At 69.3% G+C, this 26027-nt stretch carries 25 protein-coding genes; 7 read left to right on the top strand and 18 right to left on the bottom strand.

Features of this window, described 5'->3' with window-relative positions; genetic code table 11:
• Positions 1-49: 49 nt before the first annotated feature.
• Positions 50-2935 carry an alpha-L-fucosidase gene (locus tag ACGFH6_RS10750; RefSeq protein ID WP_393382441.1) on the top strand — a complete coding sequence of 962 codons (2886 nt, stop codon included), beginning with the start codon at positions 50-52 and terminating at the stop codon, positions 2933-2935.
• 106 nt (positions 2936-3041) lie between these two features.
• Here the strand turns inward: ACGFH6_RS10750 and ACGFH6_RS10745 are convergent, their stop codons facing one another.
• The gene (locus ACGFH6_RS10745; protein WP_393382440.1) at positions 3042-3602 is read right to left on the bottom strand and encodes a TetR/AcrR family transcriptional regulator; all 561 of its coding nucleotides are present in this window, start codon (positions 3600-3602) and stop codon (positions 3042-3044) included.
• A 91-nt stretch (positions 3603-3693) separates the two neighbouring features.
• On the opposite strand from ACGFH6_RS10745, the gene ACGFH6_RS10740 reads away from it, so the two are divergent.
• Positions 3694-4599 (top strand): SDR family oxidoreductase, encoded by a 906-nt coding sequence (locus ACGFH6_RS10740; RefSeq protein ID WP_393382439.1) that lies wholly within the window; start codon positions 3694-3696, stop codon positions 4597-4599.
• Here the strand turns inward: ACGFH6_RS10740 and ACGFH6_RS10735 are convergent.
• Positions 4596-5588 (bottom strand): Gfo/Idh/MocA family protein, encoded by a 993-nt coding sequence (locus ACGFH6_RS10735; protein ID WP_393382438.1) that lies wholly within the window; start codon positions 5586-5588, stop codon positions 4596-4598. The genes ACGFH6_RS10740 and ACGFH6_RS10735 overlap by 4 nt on opposite strands.
• A gap of 11 nt (positions 5589-5599) precedes the next feature.
• Positions 5600-6580, bottom strand: a complete 981-nt coding sequence (locus tag ACGFH6_RS10730) for a Gfo/Idh/MocA family protein (protein WP_393382436.1) — start codon at positions 6578-6580, stop codon at positions 5600-5602.
• Between the two features lie 199 nt (positions 6581-6779).
• On the opposite strand from ACGFH6_RS10730, the gene ACGFH6_RS10725 reads away from it, so the two are divergent.
• On the top strand, positions 6780-7493 hold the full coding sequence (locus tag ACGFH6_RS10725) for an alpha/beta fold hydrolase (RefSeq protein ID WP_393382434.1): 714 nt from the start codon (positions 6780-6782) through the stop codon (positions 7491-7493).
• 88 nt (positions 7494-7581) lie between these two features.
• Here ACGFH6_RS10725 and ACGFH6_RS10720 read toward each other — a convergent pair whose 3' ends face one another.
• From ACGFH6_RS10720 to ACGFH6_RS10700, 5 genes are read right to left on the bottom strand one after another with little or no spacing between them, the layout of a single operon-like run.
• The gene (locus ACGFH6_RS10720; protein ID WP_360449131.1) at positions 7582-8346 is read right to left on the bottom strand and encodes an alanyl-tRNA editing protein; all 765 of its coding nucleotides are present in this window, start codon (positions 8344-8346) and stop codon (positions 7582-7584) included.
• Between the two features lie 3 nt (positions 8347-8349).
• Complete coding sequence (locus ACGFH6_RS10715; RefSeq protein WP_393382432.1) at positions 8350-8742, bottom strand: hypothetical protein; 393 nt, start codon at positions 8740-8742, stop codon at positions 8350-8352.
• 50 nt (positions 8743-8792) lie between these two features.
• Positions 8793-9464 (bottom strand): APH(3') family aminoglycoside O-phosphotransferase, encoded by a 672-nt coding sequence (locus ACGFH6_RS10710; protein WP_393382431.1) that lies wholly within the window; start codon positions 9462-9464, stop codon positions 8793-8795.
• A gap of 19 nt (positions 9465-9483) precedes the next feature.
• On the bottom strand, positions 9484-9690 hold the full coding sequence (locus tag ACGFH6_RS10705) for a helix-turn-helix domain-containing protein (protein ID WP_393382429.1): 207 nt from the start codon (positions 9688-9690) through the stop codon (positions 9484-9486).
• A complete protein-coding gene (locus ACGFH6_RS10700) occupies positions 9690-10169 on the bottom strand; it encodes a DUF2975 domain-containing protein (RefSeq protein WP_393382427.1) in 480 nt (159 codons plus the stop codon). Before ACGFH6_RS10700 ends, ACGFH6_RS10705 begins: the two co-directional genes overlap by 1 nt.
• A 270-nt stretch (positions 10170-10439) precedes the next feature.
• Between ACGFH6_RS10700 and ACGFH6_RS10695 the strand changes: the two genes are divergently transcribed.
• On the top strand, positions 10440-11891 hold the full coding sequence (locus ACGFH6_RS10695; protein ID WP_393382426.1) for an alkaline phosphatase PhoX: 1452 nt from the start codon (positions 10440-10442) through the stop codon (positions 11889-11891).
• Between the two features lie 34 nt (positions 11892-11925).
• Here the strand turns inward: ACGFH6_RS10695 and ACGFH6_RS10690 are convergent, their stop codons facing one another.
• The 3 genes from ACGFH6_RS10690 to ACGFH6_RS10680 all read right to left on the bottom strand — a co-directional run bounded on the left by ACGFH6_RS10690 (position 11926) and on the right by ACGFH6_RS10680 (position 15685).
• On the bottom strand, positions 11926-12384 hold the full coding sequence (locus ACGFH6_RS10690) for a hypothetical protein (protein WP_393382425.1): 459 nt from the start codon (positions 12382-12384) through the stop codon (positions 11926-11928).
• Positions 12385-12421: 37 nt separating this feature from the next.
• On the bottom strand, positions 12422-12997 hold the full coding sequence (locus ACGFH6_RS10685; protein WP_393382423.1) for an RNA polymerase sigma factor: 576 nt from the start codon (positions 12995-12997) through the stop codon (positions 12422-12424).
• Between the two features lie 69 nt (positions 12998-13066).
• On the bottom strand, positions 13067-15685 hold the full coding sequence (locus ACGFH6_RS10680; protein ID WP_393382421.1) for a CHAT domain-containing protein: 2619 nt from the start codon (positions 15683-15685) through the stop codon (positions 13067-13069).
• 74 nt (positions 15686-15759) lie between these two features.
• Between ACGFH6_RS10680 and ACGFH6_RS10675 the strand changes: the two genes are divergently transcribed.
• Complete coding sequence (locus tag ACGFH6_RS10675) at positions 15760-17046, top strand: S8 family serine peptidase (RefSeq protein WP_393382419.1); 1287 nt, start codon at positions 15760-15762, stop codon at positions 17044-17046.
• Positions 17047-17229: 183 nt separating this feature from the next.
• Here the strand turns inward: ACGFH6_RS10675 and ACGFH6_RS10670 are convergent, their stop codons facing one another.
• Positions 17230-18339: a serine hydrolase domain-containing protein gene (locus tag ACGFH6_RS10670; protein ID WP_393382417.1), complete on the bottom strand. Its 1110-nt coding sequence runs from the start codon at positions 18337-18339 to the stop codon at positions 17230-17232.
• Positions 18340-18422: 83 nt separating this feature from the next.
• Here ACGFH6_RS10670 and ACGFH6_RS10665 point away from each other — a divergent pair, with 83 nt between their 5' ends.
• Positions 18423-19004, top strand: a complete 582-nt coding sequence (locus ACGFH6_RS10665; RefSeq protein WP_393382416.1) for a TetR/AcrR family transcriptional regulator — start codon at positions 18423-18425, stop codon at positions 19002-19004.
• Here ACGFH6_RS10665 and ACGFH6_RS10660 read toward each other — a convergent pair.
• The 6 genes from ACGFH6_RS10660 to ACGFH6_RS10635 are packed head-to-tail and all read right to left on the bottom strand — an operon-like array spanning position 18973 to position 24297.
• Positions 18973-20106 carry an MFS transporter gene (locus ACGFH6_RS10660; protein WP_393382414.1) on the bottom strand — a complete coding sequence of 378 codons (1134 nt, stop codon included), beginning with the start codon at positions 20104-20106 and terminating at the stop codon, positions 18973-18975. The genes ACGFH6_RS10665 and ACGFH6_RS10660 overlap by 32 nt on opposite strands.
• A 45-nt stretch (positions 20107-20151) precedes the next feature.
• Positions 20152-21123: a zinc-binding alcohol dehydrogenase family protein gene (locus ACGFH6_RS10655; RefSeq protein WP_393382413.1), complete on the bottom strand. Its 972-nt coding sequence runs from the start codon at positions 21121-21123 to the stop codon at positions 20152-20154.
• 17 nt (positions 21124-21140) lie between these two features.
• On the bottom strand, positions 21141-21500 hold the full coding sequence (locus ACGFH6_RS10650; protein ID WP_393382411.1) for a hypothetical protein: 360 nt from the start codon (positions 21498-21500) through the stop codon (positions 21141-21143).
• The gene (locus ACGFH6_RS10645; protein WP_393382409.1) at positions 21497-22360 is read right to left on the bottom strand and encodes a hypothetical protein; all 864 of its coding nucleotides are present in this window, start codon (positions 22358-22360) and stop codon (positions 21497-21499) included. Before ACGFH6_RS10645 ends, ACGFH6_RS10650 begins: the two co-directional genes overlap by 4 nt.
• 27 nt (positions 22361-22387) lie before the next feature.
• Positions 22388-23164, bottom strand: coding sequence for a citryl-CoA lyase (locus ACGFH6_RS10640; protein ID WP_393382407.1), 777 nt, complete (start codon positions 23162-23164; stop codon positions 22388-22390).
• Complete coding sequence (locus tag ACGFH6_RS10635) at positions 23161-24297, bottom strand: CaiB/BaiF CoA-transferase family protein (RefSeq protein ID WP_238163955.1); 1137 nt, start codon at positions 24295-24297, stop codon at positions 23161-23163. The genes ACGFH6_RS10640 and ACGFH6_RS10635 overlap by 4 nt, the downstream gene beginning before the upstream one ends.
• Before the next feature lie 192 nt (positions 24298-24489).
• On the opposite strand from ACGFH6_RS10635, the gene ACGFH6_RS10630 reads away from it, so the two are divergent.
• On the top strand, positions 24490-25968 hold the full coding sequence (locus ACGFH6_RS10630) for an amidohydrolase family protein (protein ID WP_393382406.1): 1479 nt from the start codon (positions 24490-24492) through the stop codon (positions 25966-25968).
• Positions 25969-26027 lie beyond the last annotated feature (59 nt).

Genomic DNA, 26027 nt, shown 5'->3' with positions numbered 1-26027 from the left:
TCTTGTTGTCATTATTTCTCCCGCCCACCCTGGAAGTGAGAGAACCCCGATGGCCTTCCGACTTGCCCGGCGCCGGCGGCGGCTCAGCGCGCTCGCCCTCGCGCTGGCCCTGCTCGCCGCGCTGCTCAGCACCGCACCCGCCCGGGCGGAGGTGGAGAACCCGCGCCAGCAGTGGATGCGCGACTCCACCGCCGGGCTCTTCCTGCACTGGGGCATGTTCACCGCGCCCCGCCACACCGATTGCGCCGCCTGGGAGCGTGACGTCACCGCCGGTGGCTGGAACGCCGGCTACTGGGTCGACGAGGCGCAGAAACTGCACGCGTCGTACATCGTGCTCGCCACCTTCCACAGCCGCCTCGGCTACGCCCGGCCGTGGCCGTCCAAGATCCCCGGTAGTTGCTCGACGCAACGAGACTTCCTGGGCGAACTGGTCGCGGCCGGCAAGGCCAAGGGCGTGCATGTGCTGCTCTACATGACCGACGACCCGCAGTGGCACAACGAGGTGCCCGGGGTCGAGACCCTCGATTCGGCGGCCTACTCGGCGTACAAGGGCCAGCAGGTCGACCTGACCACGCGGGACGGGTTCGGCATGTACAGCTACGACCTGTTCCACGAGGTGATGGACAACTATCCGGACCTGTCCGGCTTCTGGATCGACAACGACAACGCCTACTGGGAACAGCACGGCCTGTACGAGCAGATCCGCCAGCAGCGTCCCTCGTGGTTGCTCAGCAACAACAACGAGGACACACCGATCATGGACACGGTCAGCAACGAGCAGAAGACCGGCATGACACCGGCCTACGACTACCCGCAGGCCACCTTCACGCCGATGCCGCGGCTGACCGAGGCGGACTACAAGCTGCCCACCTCCGGCCAGTGGTGGTACGACGGCAGCGACAGCAAGGTCGACTACGGACTCAGCGTCGGGCGGTACGTCGCCAACGCGGGATCCTCGATCAAGTCGCTGATGGCCGAGACCGCGATGGTGAACGGCAAGTTCCCGCCACAGCAGGTCGCCTTCAACAACTTCATGGCCGACTGGCTGCCGCCCGTCTGGTCCTCACTGACCAAGACCAACGGCGGCGGCTACATGTACGGCGGCATGCAGCCCGGGTTCTGGAACGACGGGGCGCACGGCGTCGTCACACTCGCGGACAACGCCCGGACGCAGTACGTGCACGTGCTGACCAAACCGAAGTCACAGGACCTGGTGAGACTGCGGGACAACGGCTACCGGGTCACCGGGGTGACGGACGTCCGGACCGGGAAGAAGTTCCGGTTCAACCAGTCCGCCGGCTACCTCACCATCCTCGGGGTCACCGACTGGGACACCTACGACACGGTGTTCAAGGTGACCACGGCCGGGCAGGTCGGCCTGTACCCGCAGTCGATCCTGACCGCGACGGCCACCGCCGCCACCGCCGACCACCCGGCCTCGAACCTTGTCGACGGCAACTATCCGGACTACTGGGACGCGAACGGGCAGTTCCCGGTCGCGACGACCCTCGACCTGGGCCAGCCGCGGCCGGCGACGTACCTGGCGGTCAACCAGACGGAGTGGTCGCCGACGCACGCGCGGGAGTCGTTCGGGCGACCGGAGGACTCAGCGCGGATCAAGGACTACAAGGTGTCGGTGAGCATCGACGGCACGCACTGGAAGACGGTGCGGACCAGCGCGATGCCGAGCCGGCGCGGTGTGCAGTTCATTGACATCGGCAACCAGCTCGCCCGTTACCTCAAGCTCGAGGTGCTCAACACCTGGTCAGGCCCGCAGTCGCCACCGTTCTACCGGCAGCTGAAGATCGACGAGATCAAGGTCGGCTACGCCTACCCGCAGGCTCTGGCGAACCCGCTGCCACTGGAGGCGGAGTTCCACCGCAGCGGTGCGTCCCGGATCGACATCTGCACGGCCTGCTCAGGCTCTGCGCAGGTGGTCGGACTGGACCGCGGCAGCGTCACCTACCGGGACGTCCAGGCTCCGGCCGACGGGACCTACCGCCTGCAGCTCGACGGTACGACGTCGGCCGCCGGCACGTTCGCGATCCGCGTCAACGGTGCGGCTCCGATCACGGCCCACCTGGACGCCGGCAACCCGGAGGTCCCCGGCAGTACGGCGGTCGCCGTACCGCTGAAGGCTGGTTCCAACACGATCCAGGTGTCGGGCACTGCCGGACTCGACCGGATCAGCGTCGGCCCGATGCCACCGGCGTCGTACGTGCCGAAGACGACCATGACGGTGAAGCCTTCCGGCGTCGTATGGGTCGGTCCGGGTCAGCAGTCGGTCGAGGTGTCGGCCGAGCTGCGACTGGACGAGGACTCGGTCGACAATGTGCGAATGGCGCCGGCCGTGCCGTCCGGTTGGACGGTGTCGGGCGATCCGGTCACCTCGGCCGGATTGCGGCTGGGTCAGACGATCAGCGGCTCGTGGAGGATCACCAGCCCGGCGTCGGGCCAGACCGGTCCCGTGCAGGTCCCGGTCGAGGTGTCGTTCGAGACGGTCGGTCTTCCGCACAAGGTGAGCAAGACCGTCCCGATCCAGGTCCGTCCGGCCGACCGGGTGTTCATGCGTGAGGCCGAGAGCTCGCTGAACCAGATCGGCAGTGCCGGTGTCACCAGTTGCTCCGGCTGCTCGGGCAGCCAGAAGGTCCGCAACCTCGGCGGCTCGGACGACGCGCACGTGGTCGTTCCGGACGTCACGGTGGCACAGGCCGGCCAGTACCAGCTCTACCTGGACTACACGGTCAACGGGACCAAGTCGTACTTCGTCTCCGTCAACGGCGGCGCCCCGACCGAGGCGTCGGTCACGGGCATCGGCAACTCCACCGTCCAGACGGTCGCCGTACCGGTCGAACTCGAGGAGGGCACGAACACCCTCCGCATCTTCAACGACGAGGACTCCGCCCCGGACCTCGACCGCATCTCCATCGGCTGAGGCTGAAGCCGACGCTCCGCAAGCCGGCCGGGACCACGCGTCCCGGCCGGCTTCGGCGGCTCAGGCGGTCAGGCCGGCTCAGGCGGTCAGGCTGGGCCTCGGCGGTTCAGGCGGTCAGGGTGGACAGGTCGGCGAGGGTGGCTCGCATGATCTCGGTGATGTCGGTGTCCTCAGAGTCCGCGACCCACCGCTCGAACGCCACCCGGAAGACCGCCACTCCGGTCTCCGCCGCGAGGGAGGCGATCTCCGGCGCGACGCCTCGCTTGCGCAGCGCGTCGCTGAAGGCCGCGGCGAGCGACGCCATCTTGATGAACTCGCGCTCGCGCAACTCCGGCGTCGCCGTGATGACGGCCTGGCGGCGACGCGAGTGCTCGCGACGGTCGACGAAGAACTCGCCCGAGGCGAGCACCCCGGCCGCGACCGCGTCCATCGGGCCGGCCGACTCGGGCGCCGCCAGCACCGCCTCGACCATCCGCCGCTCGAGCTCCTCCGAGCCGGCGAACAGCACCTCGCGCTTGTCGGCGAAGTGCCGGAAGAACGTGCGCGCGGTCACTCCGGCCCGGTCCGCGATCTCGGCGACGGTCGTGCGCTCGTAGCCGCGCTCGGCGTACAGCGCCATCGCCGCTTCTCGCAGCCGTCCCGCCGCATCCGGTTCCCACCGCGCCATGGCTCTGATCCTAGCCGATGTCATCGAGTGACATCATCGGTGTAGGCTGAGTGATGTCACTGACTGACATCACCGAAAGGGAACCATCACCATGCATGTGTTCATCACCGGAGCCGCTGGTCACCTCGGCTCCGCAGTCGTCCCCGAACTCCTCCAGCACGGCCACTCGGTCGCCGGCCTGGCTCGCTCGGACACCTCCGCCGCCCGGCTCACCGAGTGGGGTGCCGACGTGGTCCGCGGCGACCTCGACGACCTCGACGGTCTGCGCGCCGCAACCGACGCCGCCGACGGCGTCATCCACCTGGCCTTCCCGCACGACGCCATGCAAGCAGGCGATCTGGCCGGCGCGGCCGAGACCGATCTGGCCGCTGTCCGAGCGATCGGCGATGCGCTGGCCGGCACGGACAAGCCGTTCGTCGGTACGTCGGGAACGGGTCTGCTGGGTCACGCCGGCCTCGGTCGCAGCGGGACCGAGGACGACACCTTGCCGGGCGGTTACCGCATCGACGCGGAGAACTTCGTCATCGACCTGGCCGGCAAGGGCATCCGGTCCTCGGTCGTCCGGCTGCCGATCGTGCACGGCCCGCTCGACCACACCGGCTTCGTGCCCGGGCTGATCACCTTCGCCCGCCGGAACGGATTCGCGGCGTACGTCGGCGACGGGACGAACCGCTGGCCGTCGGTGCACACGCTCGACGCGGCCCGGCTGTACCGGCTCGCGCTCGAGTCGGCGCCCGCGGGCACCCGGCTGCACGCGGTCGCGGAGGAGGGCGTCGAGTTGCGCCGGATCGCCGCGGCGATCGGACGCGGTCTCGACGTACCGGCCCGCTCGGTCACGCCGGAGGAGGCGGCCGAGTACATCGGCTATCTGGCGGCGTTCGCCGCCCTCGACCACCCGGCGTCCGCGGTCCGGACGAGTGAGCTGCTCGACTGGCAGCCCACTCACCCGGGCCTGCTGGACGACCTGGCCGAAGGCTTTTACTTCAAGGAGGTCTAGACCTTCGGGATGGGAGCGATCGTCTTGGTGCGGGATCCTTCGTAGGCGGCCAGGAGGATTCCGAGGACGGCGATGCCCTCCTCCTCGGTGTGCAGCGGGCGGGTCCTGCCGAGCAACGAGTCGGCGAAGTGCCCGATCTCGGCGACGAACGTGTCGACCGGTTCCAGCTCGAACGTCTCGGTCTCGCCGGACCGCAGCCGGTAGGACAACGACGTACCGTCGCTGTGCAGGGAGCCGAGCTCCCCGACGGCGGAGAACCGTTCGGTGGAGGCGGCCGGCTGGTAGGCCCAGCTGGTCACCATCTGACCGACGACTCCGTTGTCGAACCTGATCAGAACCTGCGCGGAGTCCTCGCCCTCCATGAACTTCAGCCGGTGGGTGGACAGCATCGCCGTCGCCTCGACCGGCAGCCCGCCGGCCAGGTGCAGCATCAGATAGGTGGGGTGGTACCCGGTGTCGATGAGCTCGCCACCCCCACTGGTCTTGCTGCTGGCGCGCCAGCCCATGCTGCTCGGGTCGAAGTTGTTGTAGAAGCTGTCGGTGGTCCGCACCTCGTAGACGGTGCCGATCGTGCCGGCCTCGAGCAGTTCCTTGGCCTTCGCGACCGTTGGCATGAACAGCTGGTTGTGCGCGCACATCAGCGTCACGCCGCTCTTCGTGACCGCCTTGCGGACGTCCGCGGCCTCGTCCGCCGACAGGCACAGCGGCTTCTCGCAGAGCACGTGCTTACCCGCCTCGGCCGCCGCGACGATCGCGTCGCGGTGCAGATGGTGCGGCAGGCAGATGTCGACCGCGTCCAGGTCCTCGTTCGCGAGCATCTCGCGATAGTCCGTGTACGGCGTCGCGCCCAGCTCCTCGCCCCGCGCGGCGGCCGTGGCCTCCACGGCGTCGGCGACAGCGGTGATGCCGATCTTGGCGGAGTGTTCCTGGTAGCCGCGGATGTGTGCCGACGCGATGCCGCCGGCCCCGATGAGCCCAACCTTGATCATCGGCAGTCCCTTCACTTGTAGGCGATCGATCGTCCGGTCTCCGCGGCTTCGTTCGCGGCCACCACCAGCCGGGTCAGCTCGACCGCCCGGCTGATGTTGTCGTCGGCGCGGGTCCCCTCGGTGATGTGGTCGACCCACTGCCCGAACGCGTCCTGGCCGTGCTCGGGCACCGGCAACTGCTCGTCGCCGACCTTCAGCACGTTGCCGTCGTCGGTGTAGGTCAGCGTGCCCTCGGTCCCGAAGAGCTCGATCGTGAACGGGTTCCGGCTGGCGAACCCGGCCTCGATCACGCCGATCGTCTGGTCGGCGTACCCGGCGGTGACGACGGCGTTGTCCTCGAGGCCGCGGCCGGCGACCGACCGGTACGTCGCGCTGATCGTCTCCGGCGTGGAGCCGAGGAACAGCTGGGTCAGGTACACGGGGTGGCAGCCGAGGTCGGTCAGCGCGCCGCCGATCGCGGTCTTCGGCTCGAAGAACCGCTGCGGCAGCCAGCCCTCTTGGCCGTCCCGCGGCAGGGCGCCGTCGTGGGACAGGCGGACCCGGCCGTAGTTCAGCTGCCCGAGCCGGCCGCTGTCGATCACCTCGCGGATCGCCTGGGTGTAGCCGTGGTACAGCCGCGGCAGCGAGACGATGAGCTTGACGCCGTTCGCGTCGGCGGCGGCGACGATCTCCTCCGCCTCGGCCACGGTCGGCGCCAGTAGCTTCTCGGTGAAGATGTGCTTGCCGGCGTTGGCCGCCTTCACCATCACGTCGCGGTGGACGTTGGTGGGCGTCGTGATCGTGACGCCGTCGATGTCCTCGCGTGCCAGGAGGGCATCGAGGTCATCGGTGTACGCGACGCCGAAGTCGTCGGCCCCCGCCTGTCCGAGTCCTGGGTCGTCGTCCCAGACCGCGACCAGTTCAGTCCCCGGATGCTGCTGGGTCTGCCGGGCGTAGTCCTTCGCGTGAACGTGCCAGAATCCCAGGACCGCGATGTTGAGCGGTTTCGACACCTTGTCCTCCTCGCGCAAGTCATTGACGGTCTCCCGCAGTACTTTGCCAAGACAAAAGGGGGCCCGCGCGGGTTGTCGGCGGTTCGTCTCACGGACCGGTCAGTAGTTCACGCTGCGACGGCCGCTGTCACATCCCGGCCGGGTGTCCTGTCCTGATGGACAAGGAGCAACACCACCGAGTCAAGGGGAGAAACTCACCATGCCCGAGCAGAACCCGGTCGTCGTGCTGGTGCACGGCGCCTTCGCCGAGTCCGCCAGCTGGAACGGCGTCGTCGAGCAGCTGCAGGCCCAGTCCATCGACGCCGTCGCCGTCGCCAACCCGCTGCGCGGTGTCGAGGGTGACGCGGCGTACGTCCGTGACGTGATCGCCGGCCTCGGCCGGCCAGTGGTGCTGGTCGCCCACTCGTACGGCGGCTTCGTCATGACCGAGGCGGCGGCGAACAACGACGCGGTGAAGAGCCTGGTCTACGTCTGCGCGTTCGCTCCGGACACCGGCGAGAACGCCTTCGACCTCTCGCTGAAGTTCCCGGGCAGCACGCTCGGCGACGCGCTCAACGCCTACCCGGTCAGCACCGGCGGCAACGAGCTCGCCATCCGCGCGGAGGTCTTCCACCACCAGTTCTGCGCCGACGTACCGGCCGGCACCGCCGCACTCATGGCCGCGACCCAGCGCCCGGTCACCCAGGCGGCACTCACCACCGGGCTGCCGACCGACTCCCCGGCCTGGAAGACGATCCCGTCCTGGTTCGTCTTCAGCGACCAGGACCTCAACATCCCGGTCGCCCTGCACCGCTTCTTCGCCGACCGCGCCGGCGCCAAGAACGTCCGCGAGATCGCCGGGGCCTCCCACGCCCTCAGCGTCTCCGAGCCGGACGCCGTCACCGCCACCATCCTGGAAGCCCTCAATGCCTGAGGTCGCCTGACGAAGGGGGTCGCTGGCGGGTTGTTCCACCGATGACGGGGAGTTGTCACGGTAGCGAGCAAACAACCCGCCACCGGGCCTAGTGGACTTCGAGCCGGATGCGTTTGTTGGCTTTGCCCCGGGACTCGGTGCCGGTGACCTTGACGGAGCCGACCTCGGCGGTGGTGAGGACGTGGGTGCCGCCGTCGGCCTGCTTGTCCAGGCCTGTGATGTCGATGACGCGGAGCGGGTCGATCTCGCGCGGGATCAGGTGCGCGGCGATCCGGATCAGGGCCGGGTCGGCGTCGGCGACCTCACGGCCGACGAAGTCGACGACGATCTCGCGGGCCGCCGCGATCTCCTCGTTGATCCGGGCCTCGATCCGGCGGCCGAACTCGGCCGACATCGAGTCGAAGGCGAAGTCCAGCCGGCCCTTGCCCGGATCCATGTTGCCGCCGGTCACCGCGACGTGGTGGTCCGCCCAGATCACACCGCAGAGAATGTGCAGCGCGGTGTGCGTCCGCATCGTCAGGTGGCGGCGTTCCCAGTCGAGCTCGCCGTGCACCTCGTCGTCGGGACCGGGCAACTGCTCGCCGTCCAGCCAGTGCCAGAGCAGTGGTCCCTCGCGCTTGACCCGAGTGACCGGCGCCGAGCCGTCGGCCCAGCGCAGCGTGCCCACGTCGTACGGCTGACCGCCGCCTCCCGGGAAGAACGCCGTACGCCGCAAGGCCACCCGGCGCTGCTCCGCGTCGACCTCGACGATCGGAGAGTCGAACTCGGCCAGGTACGCGTCGACGGCGTACAGCTCGGTGTCGGCCAGCGCCGGCGGGGCGTTGTCCGGCACCTTCTGTCCGGGAACTGCCATCGGTCAGCCGCCTACGGGTGGTTGGGGATTCGTGCAGAGGAACGGGGGCCGGTTCGGGCCGGAGTGGTAGTGGTACTCCTTGCCGCCGGACTCCAGTACGACGCGGCTGCCGTTCACCAGCGCCTGCGTGTAGTGCATGCCGGGCTGGGGGCAACCGAGGCTGCCGTCACGCCACATCACCTCGGCGGAGCTGACCACGGTGACCTGCGCCGCGTCGACGCCCAGCCGCTTCACCAGGTCGGCCTTCGCCAGCTCGGCCGGTCCCGACGGCGGCGGCGAATCGCTCTCGGACACGCCGCTGCTGGACGGTGTCATCGACGGCTCCTCTCCCGCATCAGATTGGTTGCCGCACGCAACCAGCAGGAAGAGCGCGGCCAGCACAGTGAACACTCGCATCACGATCACCTCCTACCCTAGACGCTCCGCGGGCGGCCGCCGTTGCAGCCTCAGAAGAACTCGTCCAGCAGGATGTAGAAAGCCAGCTTGTCCTGGTCCGGCCCGGTCAGCCCATAGCCGGCCAGGAACGCGGCGAACGGCTCCTCGGTCAGCTCCCGCTGGAGGATCGCCAGATCGAGCCACCGATCCGCGACGCCAAGCCGCCCGACATCGATCACCCCAGTCAGCCGGCCGGTGTGCGGATCGACCAGGACGTTGTCCGGAGTCAGATCGCCGTGACACACGACCAGGTCCTCGCTCGACGGCCGGGTCCGCTCCAGCTCGGCCAGCAGTTGCTCACCGGTCCAGCCGGCGTACGAATCCTCGAGGTTGTCCAGATCCACCAGGCCCGCGGCGACCCGCGAGCGAGCCTCCGCCATGGTCGTGTCCAGGTCGCGACGGAACGGGCAGTCCTCGATCGGCAGGCTGTGCAGGGCGCGGGCGAGTTCCACGAACGTCGCCACGACGGCGGGCAGCTGCTCGCCGGTCCAGTCGTACGACGCCGGTACGCCCGGGACCGCCTCGGTCGTCAGCACACCGTCGCGGTGATCGACGATCCGCGGCACGTCGATCCCCTGCCGCGCCAGCCACTCCAACCGCTCCGCCTCCGCGCCGACAGCCGGGTCGCGCTTCACGAAATGGTTGCCGACGCGCCGGACCTCGGCGCCCGAGAGCCCTGTCATCCAGGCAGCCTACCGAGCATCAGTCCTCGACGAACTCGAGCAGATCGCCGGGCTGGCACTCCAGCACGCGGCACATGGATTCGAGGGTGCTGAAGCGGACCGCCTTGGCGCGGCCGTTCTTCAGTACGGCGATGTTCGCCGGCGTCAGGCCGACCTTCTCGGCGAACTCTCCCACGCTCATCTTCCGCTTCGCGAGCTCGACGTCGATGCGCACCACGATGGGCATCAGATGACCGCTTCCATATCGGACCGCAGCGTAGTGGCGCGCCTGAGCAGGGCCCGCATCACCACCATCAGCAGCACCAGGACGGCACCGGACAGCACCATGCCGAACAGAAGGATCGGCAAGGCCGGGTCGTCGGCCAGGAAGCCGAGGTAGACGAACCCGGCGAACAGCAGAACCCAGGCGGCACTCAACGCCCACAGGATCGCGTCCACCCAGGCGAACGCCTCCTCGGTGAAGATCCGGTCGGCCTTCACCATCGTCAGCAGCCGCCACGTGCACACGATCACGACCTGCACGCAGAGCAGTCCCAGGATCGCCCAGATCGTCAGCGGCCAGCGCAGGTACGCCAGGTCGGGGTCTTCCTTCGCCATGTACGCGAACTGTCCCGGCATGCTCAGCGCCTGCGCGACCACCAGGCCGGCGAACAGCATGACGAGCAGGATCCGGAGGGGTACGACGACCCGGTCGACCAGATTCATGCATCGACTCTCGGTGGCTACCTATCGATTGTCAATAGACCTCACGGCACCAGTTGAGGCCGGTCGGCGATTACCACTGAGTTGTTCAGATGGTGTTTGCCGTCTGGCAGCCGACCGACGGCAGGATCATCCACGCTCGGGCGGACACCGTCGCCCTGCGGGAGAGATCGCGGCCCGCAGTGCCGCCGAGCGACTCTGTGCGGTTCGAGAACACAGGATCTCCGGCTGTCGCCCGCGTTGGTCCGCCACTAAATGCTTGAGGAGCATTCCATGTCAGTCGATCGCCGTTCCGTTCTCCGTGGTGCCGCCGTCGGCGCCGCGGGCGTCGGCTTCGCCACCGTCGGCTCGGTGCCGTCACTCGCCGAGGCCACCCCGGTCTCGCACTCGCACCACGGTCCCGGCCCGTTCCCGACGCACCGTCCGTTCCCGCCGCTGCTGGACGACCCGAACGGCCTGCTGGCGCTGCCGGCCGGCTTCAAGTACAAGGTCGTCACCCACGCCGGCGAGACCAAGCTGAAGAGCGGCCAGCCGACGCCGTCGCTGCACGACGGCACCGCCGTGGTCGGCAGCGACCGCAACGGCTACACGCTGATCCAGAACCACGAGATCGGTGGCAACGACCCGCTGGGTGTGCCGCAGATCCCGGGCACCGTGTACGACTCGGCTGTCGGCTCGGCCGGCGGCTGCACCGTCATCTCCGTCGACAAGGACGGCCGCAACAAGGGCGAGTGGGTCGGCATCTCCGGCACCCTCACCAACTGCGCCGGCGGGCCGACCCCGTGGGGCACCTGGATGACGTGTGAGGAGACCGAGAGCAAGGCCAACGGCACCAGCCGGCTCAAGGACCACGGGTACGTCTTCGAGGTCTGGGCCGACGGCAAGACCGCGCACCCGGTGCCGCTGAAGGCGCTCGGCCGCTACGCCCACGAGGCGCTGGCGATCGACGAGGACCGGACCCACATCTACCTGTCCGAGGACGCCAGCGGCCCGAACGGCCTGTTCTACCGCTGGTCCGCGCCGCGCGGCTACAAGCTCAGCTCGCGCAGCTACAAGGACCTGGCCGACAAGGACTTCGGCACGCTCGAGGCGATGGCGATCCTCGGTGACGACGGCAAGCCGATCCCGGACGTCGCCTACCTGACCTCGGCGCAGTTGCTCCGGCCGTTCCGGGTCGCGTGGGTGCCGGTGGCCGACCGCGACGGGCTGACCGTCTCGGTGCGCAACCAGTTCACCGAGGGCCAGGTCACCCGCGGCAAGAAGTTCGAGGGCGTCTACGGCACCCGTGACGGCGTGTACGTCGTCAACTCGTTCGCCGAGGGCGGCACCGCCGACCTGCCGGCCGACGGCGTCCCGCACGACGGCATGGTCTGGTTCTACAACTACGACGCCAAGACCATCCAGCTGGTCACGTACTTCCCCGAGAGCGCCGCCGCGAACAAGGGCGCCGCGGCGAAGTACGACGACTACAACTTCGACGGTCCGGACAACGTCACCGTCACCCCGTGGGGCTCGCTGATCCTCGCCGAGGACGGCACCGCGAGCAGCCACGTGCTCAGTGCGACCCCGGGCGGCCCGACGTACGCGATCGCCCGGAACATGCTGAACGACTCCGAGTTCACCGGTCCGACGTTCTCCGCCGACGGCAAGGTGCTCTTCGTCAACATCCAGACCCCGGGCATCACGCTGGCCATCACCGGCCCGTGGCGCGACTACCTGGGCTGACGCCGGGCGCCGTAGCCGGCCCCCCAGGGGTCGGCTACGGCGTCACCCAGCCGGTGAGGATCGTCGGCCCGGAGGCCGGCGTACAGATCAGGCGGTAGGGCTCGGCCGGGATCGGCCAGAGCACGAAGAACCCGAGGTCGTCGATCTCGGCCGAGGCCAACTCACCGCTGTGGCCGCGGGCACTGACCGTGCCGGACTCGGGCGGGTCCAGCTGGCCGAGTACGCCGGTCGGCGTCAGCTCGATCTCGATCGTCCAGCCGTCGGAGGCGAACGTCAGCGCGCGCAAGGTGGCGCTCTCCGATCGGACCGGCGCGGCATCCGCGCTCTCCCAGGCCGAGTCATAGGTCAAGGCGGCGAGCTCTGCGTCGATGGTCCGCCAGACGAACGCCGCCTTCCCCGCGTCGACGAACGTCCGTGGCATCTCCCGCTCGGTCCGCAGCGCGTCGCGCAGCGCGTCGAGGAGCTCGTCGTCGTTCCAGCCGGTCTCCGTCATGCTTCCCACCTCCTCACTGATCCCTCAGTGTTCGTCCTCAGTGCTCGTCCACCAGTGTCGCCAGTGCCGGCGCCCGCCGCAGCCGGTCCAGGCAGCGGGCCCGGTTCGGGCCGATGCTGCCCATCGGCATGTGCAGCTTGCGGCTGATCTCGTCGTACGGCGCCGGCGGGTCCCGCGTGATCATTGCCAACAGCAACTGACAGCGCTGGGACAGCTGGCCGAAGGCGGCCCGGACGATCCGCCGTCGTTCGTGCCGCAGCACCTCCTCCTCCGCCACCGCGTGATCCACGGCGTGCTCTCCCACATCCCGCGAGTCCACCGGGTCGACAGGGTCGACCCGGCTCGACACCCGCAGCAGGCGCAGGCACTCGCGTTGCGCGGTCGTCGCGATCCAGCCCGGTAGCGCGGCCGGTTCGCGAAGCCCGGGCAGATGCTCGATCAGCCGCAGCCACACGCCCTGACCCACGTCGTCGGTGTCTCCCGGCTGAAGCCGGTACCGGCGGCAGATGGACCAGATCAGTGGGGCGTACCGCTCCACCAGCTCGTCCCAGGCTTTCTCGTCCCCGTCCCCGGCGCGCACGACCAGGCTGACGACGGTCGGATCATCCCGCATTCCCCCGCTCCTTCCGCCCGCCGTCATTGATACGGAGTCCGCGGGCCACGCGTTGATACATGGTGTGAATCACGCTCCCAGTGCGACGAACGACCGGCCGGCCGCACGCGCGACCGGGTCGTCGCCAACCTTGGCACGGGCGAGCGCGAACGCAGCCGCCAGCGGCTGACCGGCTTGCAGGTGATCGTGGAGCGCCGTCATCAGTGGCACGGTGGCCGGGTCGTTCACCGGTACGACGCTGGCCAGGATGCCGGCCGCGCCGAGCGGCACGAGGCTGCTGCTGAGTCCGAGCAACTCGTCGGCGCCGACCGGTTTCGCCAGGCCCGACTCACAACTCGACAACACCAAGCGGTACGGCGCCCGCCGAAGCCGCTCGAAGTCGTAGACGGTCAGCGGACCGTCGTCCAGTCGCAACGAAGAGAACAACGGACTGTCGGACCTGAACGTGCCATGCGCCGCGATGTGGCCGATCCATGCACCGTCGAGTTCCTTGAGCACCCTGTCGGCAGTAGCGTCGCCGTTCGCGAGGACAGTCGCACCCGGGTACCGCTCGGCGAGGCTCGCGACCTCGGCACGGCCGGCCGGCAGTCCCGGGCCGAGGACCAGGACGACTCGTCGATCGGACGGCGGCTGCAACCGCCGCGCCCGCAACCAGGTCGCCGCCGACGGTACGACGTTCACCGCACGGCTATCCAGCGACGGCACCAGCCCCCAGGGCAACGCCTGCAATCGCGCGGGCGGCACGATCACGACGGGCCGATCCCCGAGAACGTCCTGCACTTGGCCGAGGATCGCGCTGCCCAGCCGCGCACCCAGCACGTCCAGCGAAGGACCGGACTTCGATCGTCCATGGGCCAGCCAGCGCAGCCGGAACCGAGACCGCTCCACCTCGACCTCGGCCGCCGCCATCGGCCCGACCGTGAGCCGGCTGATCCGGCCATCGCGAACCACCACGGCATGCAGGACTCCGTCGATCTCGATCAACTCGACCAGCACCGTGTCACCGAGTTCGTCGACCAACTCGTCGATCTGAACCCCCGAGGTCTCTGGGTGCGAGCGATGCCCGTGCGCCCGGAGCGTGTGTTCTCGCACCGCCTTCTCGAGCCGGCGCCGTTCACGATCGAGAGCCGGGTCGGTCCCGTCCCCCTCGCGCTTCGCGTCCAGCCGTCGTACGACGTCGCGCAGGGCGGCGAGATCGTGGACGAGTTGCTGGTCGTCCGGTGGACGCACGGGAGGAACCGTGAGCGCGGTGGCACGCCAGCGTTCGCCCCATTTCAGCAGGCTCCTGGCGTTGTCGCGTCGCAACGCGTCGCGGAGCGCCAGTCCGGCCAGCTCCGCGCCATGACCGGTCGCGCGCGCTCGCAGTTCGGTCGCACCCATCATCAGGCGATGCTCGTCCAGCGCGTCGAGGCCACGGGCGCAGGCGGTCAGCATTCCGCGGACGTCTCCCCTGGCCTCGGACCGCAACGCCTTGCCGAGCCAGGCGGCGCCACGGGCGAGTGGTGGAGTGTCCCGGGTCCGCCGCCCGGCCAGCTCCAGCTGCCGCTCGGCTGTCCGCTTTCGTCCGTCGGTCAACGCGAGTCGGCCGGCGAGCAGGTGCGCGGCCGACGCTTCTGTCGCGCCGAGAGTGTCGAGGCGCCTGGCGGTCTCCGTCACTTGCCGCAGCAACTTGGGGCCGCGCTCTCCGGATTGGTAGCGGGCGTCGAGCTGCACCATCGACGCGCGGACCGACCACCATGGACGACGTTGTGCCGAGAACAGCCGGCGGGCGCTCTCTGCGCGGGAACGTGCCGTCTCGAGCTCACCGGCCGCGAGCGCCGCGGTCGCCGCCGCGAACAGCACCTCGGCTCGCTTCGTGGCCTGCCCGCCGACGGTCTCCATCCGGACGATCGCTTGGTCCGCCTCGGCGAGCGCCTCGGTCGGCAGACCCGCAGCGAGCAGGACGGCACACCGGTCGATCGCGAGCTCGGGCCAGACCACACCAACCTCCGCGAACCCGCGACCGGCCTCGTCGAGGTACTGCAGCGCCGCCGGCAGATCGCCGCGCGAGAACGCGACCAGGCCACGGTTCTGGCGGGTCTCGGCGTACTCGAACTCCTGGCCGCTCGCGGCGTACAGCCGGCCGGCCTGTTCGAAATCGGTGTCGGCCTGCCGCGTGACACCCATCTCGAGCTGGATGAACCCGCGGTAGTTGCGGCAGCGCGCCTCCCAGACCCGGTCGCCGGACCGCCGCAGCCGGCTGATCGCGATCCGCAGATCGTCCAGCGCCTCGCGATGTCTGCCCAGGATCAGCAGTACGTCGGCACGCCGCAGGAGAACGCGGCCCGAGAGCGCTCCGCGGCTGAGGCTCACCGCACGGTCCAGGTGGGTGAGTCCCTCGCGGCTGCGGCCGGCGCGGCCGAGGGTCGCGCCGAGGGTGGCGAGGACGTCGGCTTCGCGCTCGGGCCGGCCCGCGGTCTGGGTGAGTCGCAGCGCGATCCGGAGCTCGCGGATCGCCGTCTCCACATCGCCGAGCTGGCGCAGGCCGATCCCGATCGCCTGGTGCGCGCAGGACGCGGCGTCCGGATCCAGGTCGCCGACGAGCAGGAATCGAGCCGCCGCGATGGCGTCGTGTGGGCGCGAGAGAGCCAGCGGCAGCAGATCATTCGGGGCAACCGCCGTTCCAACACTCCCCCCGGCCGTCTGCACGGTGAAATGATATCGGTCCGTTCGACGATTTCGTCGAATCCCGGGTTACCGATTCAAGGGGGATCGCCCACCGAATGGCGAAAAAAGCAGGAAATCAAACGACCGACCAACAGGACCCGAAGTACATCGCCCAGATCAAACTCATCCTGGAGGCATTCGGACGGGACGTCGGCGTCCATCCGCCGGAGTGGGAAAAGGACGGCGCCGACTATCTGTACCGCATCGGCACGGTGCTGGTCCGGGACGAGGATCTGCCGCGCGTGGTCGAACTCTTCCAGGGCGGCACGACGGGTGAGGGCGGCATCGGCGGGGTCACCCGGCTGCTGCTGCCGGACAAGGTTCCGCCGAACGCACCGGAGGGACCGAACCCCACGCAACGCTTCCTGGCTCTTGCTGACCAACGCCTCGGCCGCGGGGTCGTCACGCCGGAGCACTTGTTCTACGTGACTCCCAGCGTCAGCCCGTGTCCGGCGACCGAACCCGAGGAGGTCGCGCAGGGCATTCCGCCGGACCCGGTACTGCCGACGCCGTTCCTGCCCGCCGGCGCGGCCGACGGACGCGGAGTGAAGGTGGTCGTGCTCGATGTCGGTTGGTCCGAGGCACCCGCGGCGTACTGGCTGAACGGTGTGACCGGCGATCCGGAGGACGCGTTCTTTCCCTCCGGCCGGATCCGGCCGTACGCGGGTCACGGCACCTTCATCGCCGGTGTACTGCGGGCGGTGGCGCGAAATGTCGAGGTGGTGGTCAAGAGTTATTTCACCAGCGTCGGCGCGATGTGGGAGTTCGATCTCGCCCAGGCTCTTGACGAAGTACTCGATCTGGCCCCGGACATCATCAGTCTGTCGGCCGGAACCAGGACGCGTTTCGACCTTCCGGCGCTCGGACTCGACGTGTTCGTCCAGACCCGGCTGAATCGGGTGAACGGTCTGGTCCTGGTGGCCGCGGCCGGGAACGAGAACAGCCGGGACTATTTCTGGCCGGCGGCGTTCCCGGAGGCCGTGTCGGTCGGAGCGCTCGCCGACAACGGGCGCGACCGCGCGTCGTTCAGCAACTTCGGTGGCTGGGTGGATGTCTACGCGCCGGGCGAGAACCTGGTGAACGCGTTCCTGACCGGGAGTTACGAGTGCACCGAACCACCCAACACCGGCCAGATCCGGGACTTCACCGGCATGGCGCGCTGGAGTGGTACGTCGTTCTCGACACCGCTGGTCGCCGCGCTCATCGCCGGTCGCATGTCGCTGACCGGGGAGAGCGCTCGCCAGTCCGCGGACGCGTTGCTCGCCTTCGCACTGACCCAGCCGTCACCGGGGGTCGGGCCTGTTCTCACCACCGGCGACGCGTTGGCGTCATTGGGCCAGTGAGCGTGTGAGTGTGTCGACGCGGCGCGGCCCCCATCCGGTCTGACCCCCGGATTCCTCCCGCACCGCGTCGACGCTCCCCCCTCTATGCCCCCCGCTTGCTCTCCCCCCAGAGCATCTCGAAGGGCGCCCCACTACGCGGAGTCGCCGTCGGCGCGGGTTGATACACCGATTTCGGGAGAGATCTCAGCCGGCGCTCTCCAACGCGTCGAGCAGAGTCTGCGGCCGCGGGTCGGGCACCGTGCGGACCTGGTTCATCAGGTAGGAGAAGGTGATGCGCCGAGACGGCCAGGCGCCGTGGGTGGAGCCGCCGGCACCGACGTGGCCGAAGGCATCGATCGGCCGGCCGAGGCGACTGCCCGGGACGTGGAGTTCGAAGCCGGCGCCGTACACCATCTCGCTCCCCCAGGTCGGCTCGGTGCCGCGGCGGATCTCCCGGCGAGCAAGCTCGACGGTGGCCGGAGTCAGAATGCGCTGACCGTCGACCTCACCGACGAGGGATGCGTAGAAACGAGCCATGCCGCGAGCAGTGGCGAAGCCTCCCACTGCGGCAAGCCCCGCGCTGCGGTACTCGGTGCTGTTCCAGATCTTCTCGGCGCCGGGCACCCAGAGCGGATTGCGGTTCAACTGCAGAAGTCGGTCGGTGTGTGGCTCATCGGTGAGTACGCCGTCCGGCGCGACCATCGTGGTCGCGCGCCAGTGCAGGTCCTCGGGCAGACCGATCCACACCTCCAGCCCGAGCGGTACGGCGTACTCCTCGGCGAAGAACTGCTGAACGGTCCGGCCGTCGACACGTCGTACCAACTCGTCGACGAGCCAGCCCCAGGTGATCGCGTGGTACATGAACGCGGCCCGTGCATCCGTCGACGGAGCCTGCGCCGCGAGGTGCGCGGCCATCACGTCGTGGTCCAGGAGATCGGCGTACCCGGCCTCGACCCAGGGCAGCCGGGCCTGGTGGGAAAGGACGTCGGAGAGCGTCGTCCCGGTCTTCCCGGCGGCGCCGAACTCGGGCCAGTAGCGGCTGAGCCGGTCGTCCAGCGAGACCTGACCGCGCTGCACCATCAGCAGGACGCACGCCGACGCGAGCCCCTTGGTGCCGGAGAACATCAGCTGGATCGTGTCCCGATCCCACCCACGCCCGGTGTCCGGGTCCGCCGTACCGCCCCAGAGGTCGACCACCGGTCGCCCGTCCTGGTACGCCGCGAAGGCAGCGCCCAGCTCGCCTCGCTCGGCGAAGTTCCGCGCGAACGCATCCGCCACCTTGCCGAATCCTGTTGCCGTCCAGCCATCGATCATGGACAGATAGTACCGATCGGTCTTATCTCGCGCCACCCGGAGATGACACCGATCGGTATCCTGTTCTCCGGAGGTGGTGCTCGATGCCGGTGAAGGCCGGAGAGCGGCTGGACCCCGAGGCGACCAGGGCGCGGATCCTGAAGGCCGCCTCGGAGGTGTTCACGCAGCGCGGTATCCACGCGGCCGGGATCAACGAGGTCGCCGAGGCGGCCGGCGCGTCCAAGCTCACCATCTACAAGAACTTCGGCTCCAAGGACGGTCTCGTCGAGGCGGTTCTGACCGACCGCACTCAGCGGGTCCGCGCGTGGCACGAGCAGGCGGTCGAGCAGGCCGCGACCGGCCGGGAGCGGATCCTCGCCGTCTTCGACCTGGTCGCGAGCTGGTACGCCGAGACCGGCTTCCGCGGTTGCGCGATGATGAACGCGGCCACCGAGGACCGCGGCCATGACGGCGCACCCCGGCGACTCGCGCAGGACCACCTGACCTTCTACCGCGGCCTGTTCCAGCGGCTGCTCGCCGAGACCGGCGTGCGCGACCCGGAGACCACAGCTCGCCAACTGGTCATCGTCCTGGAGGGAGCGACGATCATCAGCGCGGTCGATCGGGATCCGGGCCTGGGCGCCGAGGCGCGCGTCATCGTGGAGACACTGCTCGACGCTGCCTGAGGAACACCAGGCAGACGACGACGCAGGCCGCGGCGGACACCGCGGCCAGGTAGAACGCCACCGGGAATCCCAGCCGCTCCGCAACGAGTCCACCGAGCGGCCCGGCCACCATCACGCCGAGATCCCAGAACGACGTCATCACGCCCATCGACACACCCGGCCGCAGCCCGCGCACCCGGTCCAGCGTCATCGACACGCACGCCGGGTAGATCAGCGCCATCCCGCATCCGGCCAACGCGGTGAACACGAGCGCACCAACCGCTTCGCCGGCCAGCGCGAGCCCTACCAACGCCACGACCTCGATCGTCACGGTGACGGCCGCCACCGCGCGCCCGCCGTACCGATCGACCGCGGGGCTGCCCGCGAACCGGACCACCAGGAACGCCGCAGCGAACACCGCGAGAGCGACGCCGTCACCACCGATCCCGTCCGCGCGCAGGCGGAGGACCAGCAACGCCGCGACCGTGCCGTAGCAGTACGCCGCCAGTCCGACGGTTGCCCCGGGCAACGGGACGCCGACCGGGACCAGGTCGCGGATCCGCCGGATTCGAACCAGCGGCTCGATCCGGCCGGGATCCGAGCGCGTCGTCAGCACCAGGAGAGCCGATGCGGCCGCGAGACCGACGACGACCCACCAGACGCGATCCCCGATCAGCGACGCGATCACAGGTCCGGCGGCCAACCCGCCCCACATCGACAGGCCGAACCACCCTGCCGCGCGCCCGCGTTGCGCCATCCGCATCCCCGACAGGACCCACGGCAGTGCAGCGGAGAACAGCGCCGCCTCCCCGGCGCCCATCACCAGTCGCGCGATCATCAGGACCACGAGACTCGGCGCCAGCAGTTGCCCGAGTCCGCCGAGCGCCGTCAGCACTCCCCCGGCCAGGACGACCGGACGCGACCACCCGGCATCGGCCAACCACCCCGCGACCGGGCGGCCGCACGCCGTGGCCAGGAAGGCGATCCCGACCGCGGTCCCACTCGCCAGCGCACCGCCGCCGAACTTCTCCGGCACGTACGCCGGCAAGGCCTGCAACGTCGCACCGAACGCGAGATACCCGCTCAGCACCGCCAACCACAACCGCCGGACCGGAACTCCCATGCGGGAGATGATACCGCTCGTTCTTATCTCGGCGGCGCGACTGTCTCAGATGGTCAGCACCAGGCGGCCCGAGGTCAGACCTGCCGACTGCCGCTCCCAGGCCACCGCGATCTCGGGCAACGGAACGCTCTCGTAGGCGACCGCGATCTCCCCCACCGCAGCGTGCTGCAGCACAGCGGTGAGCGCATCCCGGCGCTGCTCCGAGGTCAGGGAATTGTTGGTGTAGCCAAGGACACTCATCGAGCGGCTCCGTAGCACCGCAGAGGAGAACGTTGCCTCGTCCCCCGATGCACCACCGAGATTCACCAACCGCCCACCAGCGGCCAGCACCCGCGACGCCGCGGTCGCCGCAGCGCCGAAGACCGGATCGACCACGACATCAACCGAGCCACCAGTTGCATCGGAGAACGCCCGCGTGAGTTCTCCGACGTCACCGGTCAGCGACACGACCTCGTCCGCACCTGCCGCAAGCGCCCGCTGCCTGGCCTCCTCCGATCGGCACTCCGCCACGATCCGACTGGCGCCGAGGACGCGCGCCGTACCGATCGCCGCCTGGCCGACGGCTCCGCCGCCGCCGAGAACGAGAACGCTCTCCCCCGGCTGCAACTGAGCACGCCACGTCAGCACCATCCACGCCGCGACCGCAGACAGACCGAGCGCCGCGACCTGGGCATCTGCCACCGGGGCATCGAGGACGATGAGATCCGCATCCGGTACGGCGCACCGCTCGGCGAAGCTGCCGTCACCCGGAGACATCCCAGCCGACGTCGGGAAGAACACTCTGGTCCCGGGAGCCAGGACCTCCGACTGCTCAACGACACCGACACCCTGCACGCCCGGGACGTACGGCAACGGCTGCTGACCGAAGTACGACGTACCTGATGCACACAGCAGATCCAGCGGTACGACGGGGGCCGCGGTGACGCGGACGATGGACTGGCCCGCGGACGGCACGGGGTCCGGGTGTTCAGCATGCGCCGGCGATTCACCGTGGGCGCGGAGTACGGCTGCTCGCACGCGTGTCTCCTCAGAACTCAGGTGGCGATGTCCGGGTACGGCAGGGCGAGGTGTTCCATCGCCTTGCCGTAGGCCTTCTGGTACTCGAGCGGTCCGTGGTCGCGCTCGAACATCGCGATGAACAGGGTGAGCGTGAGGAACGGATGCGCCCCCAGCTCGAACAGCGCCACATGATTGTGCTCGCGCAACGCCGTCCGCTCCTCGTCGGTGAACTGCTGCCAGGTCGACTTCTCGCCGGTCGTGCAGTTGAGGATGCGGTTCGCCACCTCCGCTTCCCACCAGCTCACCGTCCCGGCCGCGTCCTCGCGATACCGCTCGACCAACTCAGGATCGCGGTCGACGGTGAACAGGAACTTGTCCAGCAGGTACTTGCTCATGCCGGCACTCCGTTCGGATACCAGGTGAAGTACGCCTCCATGGTGTGGAACAGGTCGAGCGAGTCGACGTGATCCGCCTTCGCGCCGGCCCCGGCCACGCCCATCATCAGCATGAAGTCCATGAACCCGTGCGTCGCGTTGCCCGGCAGGTGCAGGCTGTCCAGCGTCACCTCGGCCAGGCAGCCCTCGATGTCGCCGCTCGCGATCCACTCGACCGCCTTCCGGTCGAACTCCGGATCGGGGCCGTGGGCACCGAACTGCCGCGGCCCGCCGAGTTCGAGGGACAGATGCCCGGTGCCGATGATCGCCACCCGCTTGTCGTCCGGCCAGGACTCGACCAGCTGCCGGATCGTCCGGCCCAGCTCGACGAACCGCTGCGGCCGCGGCAGCGGCGGCGCGAAGATGTTGGTGTAGATCGGCACGATCGGAAGGTCGGCCTCCGGGCGGAGCGTGATGATCGGGCAGGTGATGCTGTGGTCGATCCGCAGTTCGTTGCTGAAGGCAAGGTCGAAGCCGGCGTCCAGCCCGTTGCGCAGGATGTGCGCGGACAGCCGCTCCTCCCCCGGCAGCGTCATCCGCGGCAGCCCGAACTCGCGCTCCTCGTTGTACCAGTTCGCATCGAAGTACGGCGCCTTGCCGACCAGGAACTGGGGCATGTTGTCCAGCCACAGCTGATGGAAGTGGTCACTGCCGACCATCACCAGGATGTCCGGCCGGGCCTTGGTCAGGGTCTCCCGGAACGCCTCGATCTTGGCGACCCACTCGTCGGCGAACGGCGGCCGGTCGGCACCGGTCGAGGTGCTGGCCCGGTAGTAGAACGGATGGTGCGTCGAGGCGATGACCGCGGCGACGGTGGCCATGAAGAGCTCCTCTGCTTCCGGGAACTGTCAGTCGTTGGGGTCGACGTAGACGGCGTTGCGGTCCACGGTGAGGTAGGCATCCATGCCGATCGGCCGGCGACGTTCCTCGGCGAGTTGCCCGAGCAGGCCGGCAGCCCTTGCCAGCAAGGCGAAACCACGCAACAGCTCGACCGGCAGGCCGAGATCGGCGAGGGCAGCGCCGCAGACACCGGCGCCGTTCAGCGGCAGTCGACGGCCTAGGACCTGCTCATGCGTGCGCCCGATGGCTTCGAAGAGTCGTAGGTGTGGTCCGCGGAGGCCTTCATCTTCGGCAATGCCGATCAGCACCGGCGTTCGCGGGTCCTGCACCTTGTGCACCGGATGCCCGAGGCCGGGAACGTACTTCCCCGCCGCCCGCGTCGCGGTGACCACCTCCAGCGCCAGCCCGTCCCACCCGGCGTCGTCGGTCGGGAGGTCCCGGCCCTCCAGCGCTTCGTGCAGGTACATCCCGCAGTCCTCGGTCACCCCGAGGAAGCGCGACCCACCGCCGAGCAGCCCGGCTGCGAGCGCGCCTTGGAGCGAGTCCGGCGCCGACAGGTACGTCAGCCGGGCCGCGATCGCCGTCGGGGTGAAGCCATGGTCGGCGAGAGCGACCAGGACCGCCTCGAACACCCGTGTTTCCGACGGCGTCGGACGGCGCAGCGCGACCAGCCAGAAGGCCAGCTCGCCGAAGCCGACCTTGCCCATCAGGTCGGCCGTGAGGTCCTGCCCGAGCAGGCGGATCTCGTCGGCCGTCGACGTACCCAGGGACGTTGGGAAGCTCATTCCTTCAGCCACCTCCGCAGCTCGGCTCCGTGTTCGTCCAGCGACGGCGGCGGCAGCCGGTACTCCGCCGGGGTCTCCGAGAACGTGATCGGGTTGCGCACGGACGGGATCGAGTCGATCGTCACCACCGGGTCCAGCCCGATGTCCTCGGCGAACGCCACACCACCGTCGATCGTGTTGATCGGCCCGCACGGCACGCCGGCGGCGATGATGTCGCCGAACCATTCCATCCGGGTCCTGGTCCGCAACCGCTCCACCAGCAGCGGCCGCAGTTCCTCCCGGTTCGCGGTCCGCTTCTCGTTGCGGTCGAAGCGCGGATCGTCGGCCAGCTCCGGTACGCCGAGCACCTCGGTCAGGCGGCGGAACTGGTTGTTGTTCCCGGCCGTGATGATCAGCTCGCCGTCGGAACAGGGCAACGGCTCGTACGGGAACAGGCTCGGATGGCTGTTCCCCATCCGCAGCGGTACGACGCCGCCCGCGACGTACGCGCTCGACTGGTTGACCAGCCCCGACAGCGCCGACGACAGCAGGTTGACCTCGACGTGCTGCCCGCGCCCGGTCTCGTGCCGCGCGTTCAGCGCGGACAGGACGCCGATCGTCGCATGCATCCCCGCCATCACGTCGAACACCGAGATCCCGGCCCGGAACGGCTCGCCGTCCGGATCGCCGGTCAGACTCATCAGCCCGGAGATGGCCTGCACGATCAGGTCGTACCCCGGCAAGGCTGCTCCTCGGGGCCCGCTCCCGAATCCGCTGATCGACGCGTAGACCAGCCGCGGATTGACCGCAGCGACCGACTCGTAGTCCAGGCCGAAGCGCGCCAGCCCACCCGGCTTGAAGTTCTCGATCAGTACATCGGCCCGCCGCGCGAGCTCCTGGGCGACGGCCACATCGCCGGGGTCCTTCAGGTCGAGCGCGATCGACCGCTTGTTCCGGTTGACCGCCAGGTAGTACGTCGAGATCCCGTCGCGGACCGGCGGCTGCCAGGACCGGGTGTCGTCACCGCCCGGCGCCTCGACCTTGACCACCTCGGCGCCGAGGTCGGCCAGCAGCATGGTCGCGTACGGGCCGGCCAGGATGCGGGAGAAGTCGGCCACCAGGACCCCGGACAACGGACCTTTCCCAGCGGGCACGACGCAACCTCCCCGACTATTCCGGACACTTGTCCGCATTGATCTCGTCGCCCCAGTCTCAGCGCGCCAAACCGGCACTGTCAAGGACCGGACGGCGAACCCTTGACACCGCCGACAGGCACTTCGATAGTGACCGTATCGCCGTGATGACCGGCATACGGACGTCTGTCCGACCGTTTTCTGGAGGGGATCATGACCACTGCCGAGACGCCGGTCGCGGGCCGGCCGCTACTGCTGCGCGGCGGGACCGTACTGACCATGGACGACAACCACACGGTGCTGACCGCGGGAGACGTGCTGGTCGTCGACGACCGCATCGCCGCCGTCGGGCCGTCGGTCGACGTCCCCGAGGGCACGCAGGTGATCGACGCCACCGGCGGCATCGTGATGCCCGGGATGATCGACACGCATCGGCACATGTGGCAGACCGCGATGCGCGCGTACGGCGCCGACTGGACGCTGACGCAGTACTTCGTCTGGTACTACCTCGAGCACGGCAAGACGTTCCGGCCCGAGGACATCCACGCCGGCAACCTCACGTCGGCCTGGGAGTCGCTCGAGGCCGGTGTCACCACGACCGTCGACTGGTCGCACGGGTTGCAGTCCGTCGATCACGCCGAGGCCGCCGCGGACGCTCTGCGCGCCGTCCCCGGCCGCTTCGTGCTTGCCTACGGCAACATCCAGGCGGGGCCGTGGCAGTGGTCCGCGGACCCGGCCGTGCGGGCGTTCCTGGAGCGGATCAGGGATGAGGACGAGCTCGGGCTCCAGCTCGCCTTCGACGTCACCGGCGACCCGGCCTTCCCCGAGCGGGCGGCGTTCGAGGTGGCTCGCGACCTCGGCGTCGGCGTCACCACGCACGCGGGCGTCTGGGGCGCGACGAACGACGACGGCATCCGGCTGATGCACGAGAACGGCTTCATGACGCCGCAGAACATCTACGTGCACAGCGCGACCCTGAGCGAGGACTCGTACCAGCGGATGGCCGCGACAGGCGGTTCGGTCTCGGTCTCGACCGAGTCCGAGCAGAGCGCCGGCCAGGGCTACCCACCCACCTGGCAGGTCCGCAAGTACGGCATCCCCGTCTCGCTGTCGATGGACACCAGCGTCTGGTGGAGCGGCGACCTGTTCAGCGCGATGCGTACGACGCTCGGCGCCGACCGGGCGCGTGAGCACCTCGAAGCCCACATGAAGGGCGACACCGTGACGCACAGCCATCTGCGTGCCGAGCACGTGGTCGACTGGGCCACCCGCGGCGGCGCGAAGGCCCTCGGCCGCGACGATCTCGGCAGTCTCGAGCCCGGCAAGAAGGCGGACGTCGTACTGATCAAGAACGACGCGTCTCCGGTGTCGTTCCCGATGGTGCACCCGTACGGCCAGGTCGCGTTCCAAGCGCAGCGCGGCGACGTCCACACGGTCATCGTCGACGGCAAGGTGGTGAAGTACGCGAACCAGTTGGTCGGCGTCGACCTGGCCGCCGTACGACGGGAGGTGGAATCGACCGTGGACTTCCTCCGGTCGGCGCTCGGCGAGGACGCGTGGGCGGCGGGGATGAACCCGGACCTGCCGAAGGACGAGGTGCTGGACAACCCGTACCAGTACACCGAGTACAAGTCGGAGTCCACCCGCGAGGCCCGCGGCACCATCTTCGGCGACCCCGGCTCCGGCGAGTGACAGCGGCCGGGTCGTAGGCTCTCGTCCGGAAACGGTACGTCGTACGACGGGGAGGCAGG

Origin of the sequence: Kribbella sp. NPDC049227 (assembly GCF_043197265.1) — a bacterium.
GTDB lineage: Bacteria > Actinomycetota > Actinomycetes > Propionibacteriales > Kribbellaceae > Kribbella.
Note: the sequence above shows the minus strand (reverse complement) of the source record. Positions and strands in the feature narration are given on the sequence as shown.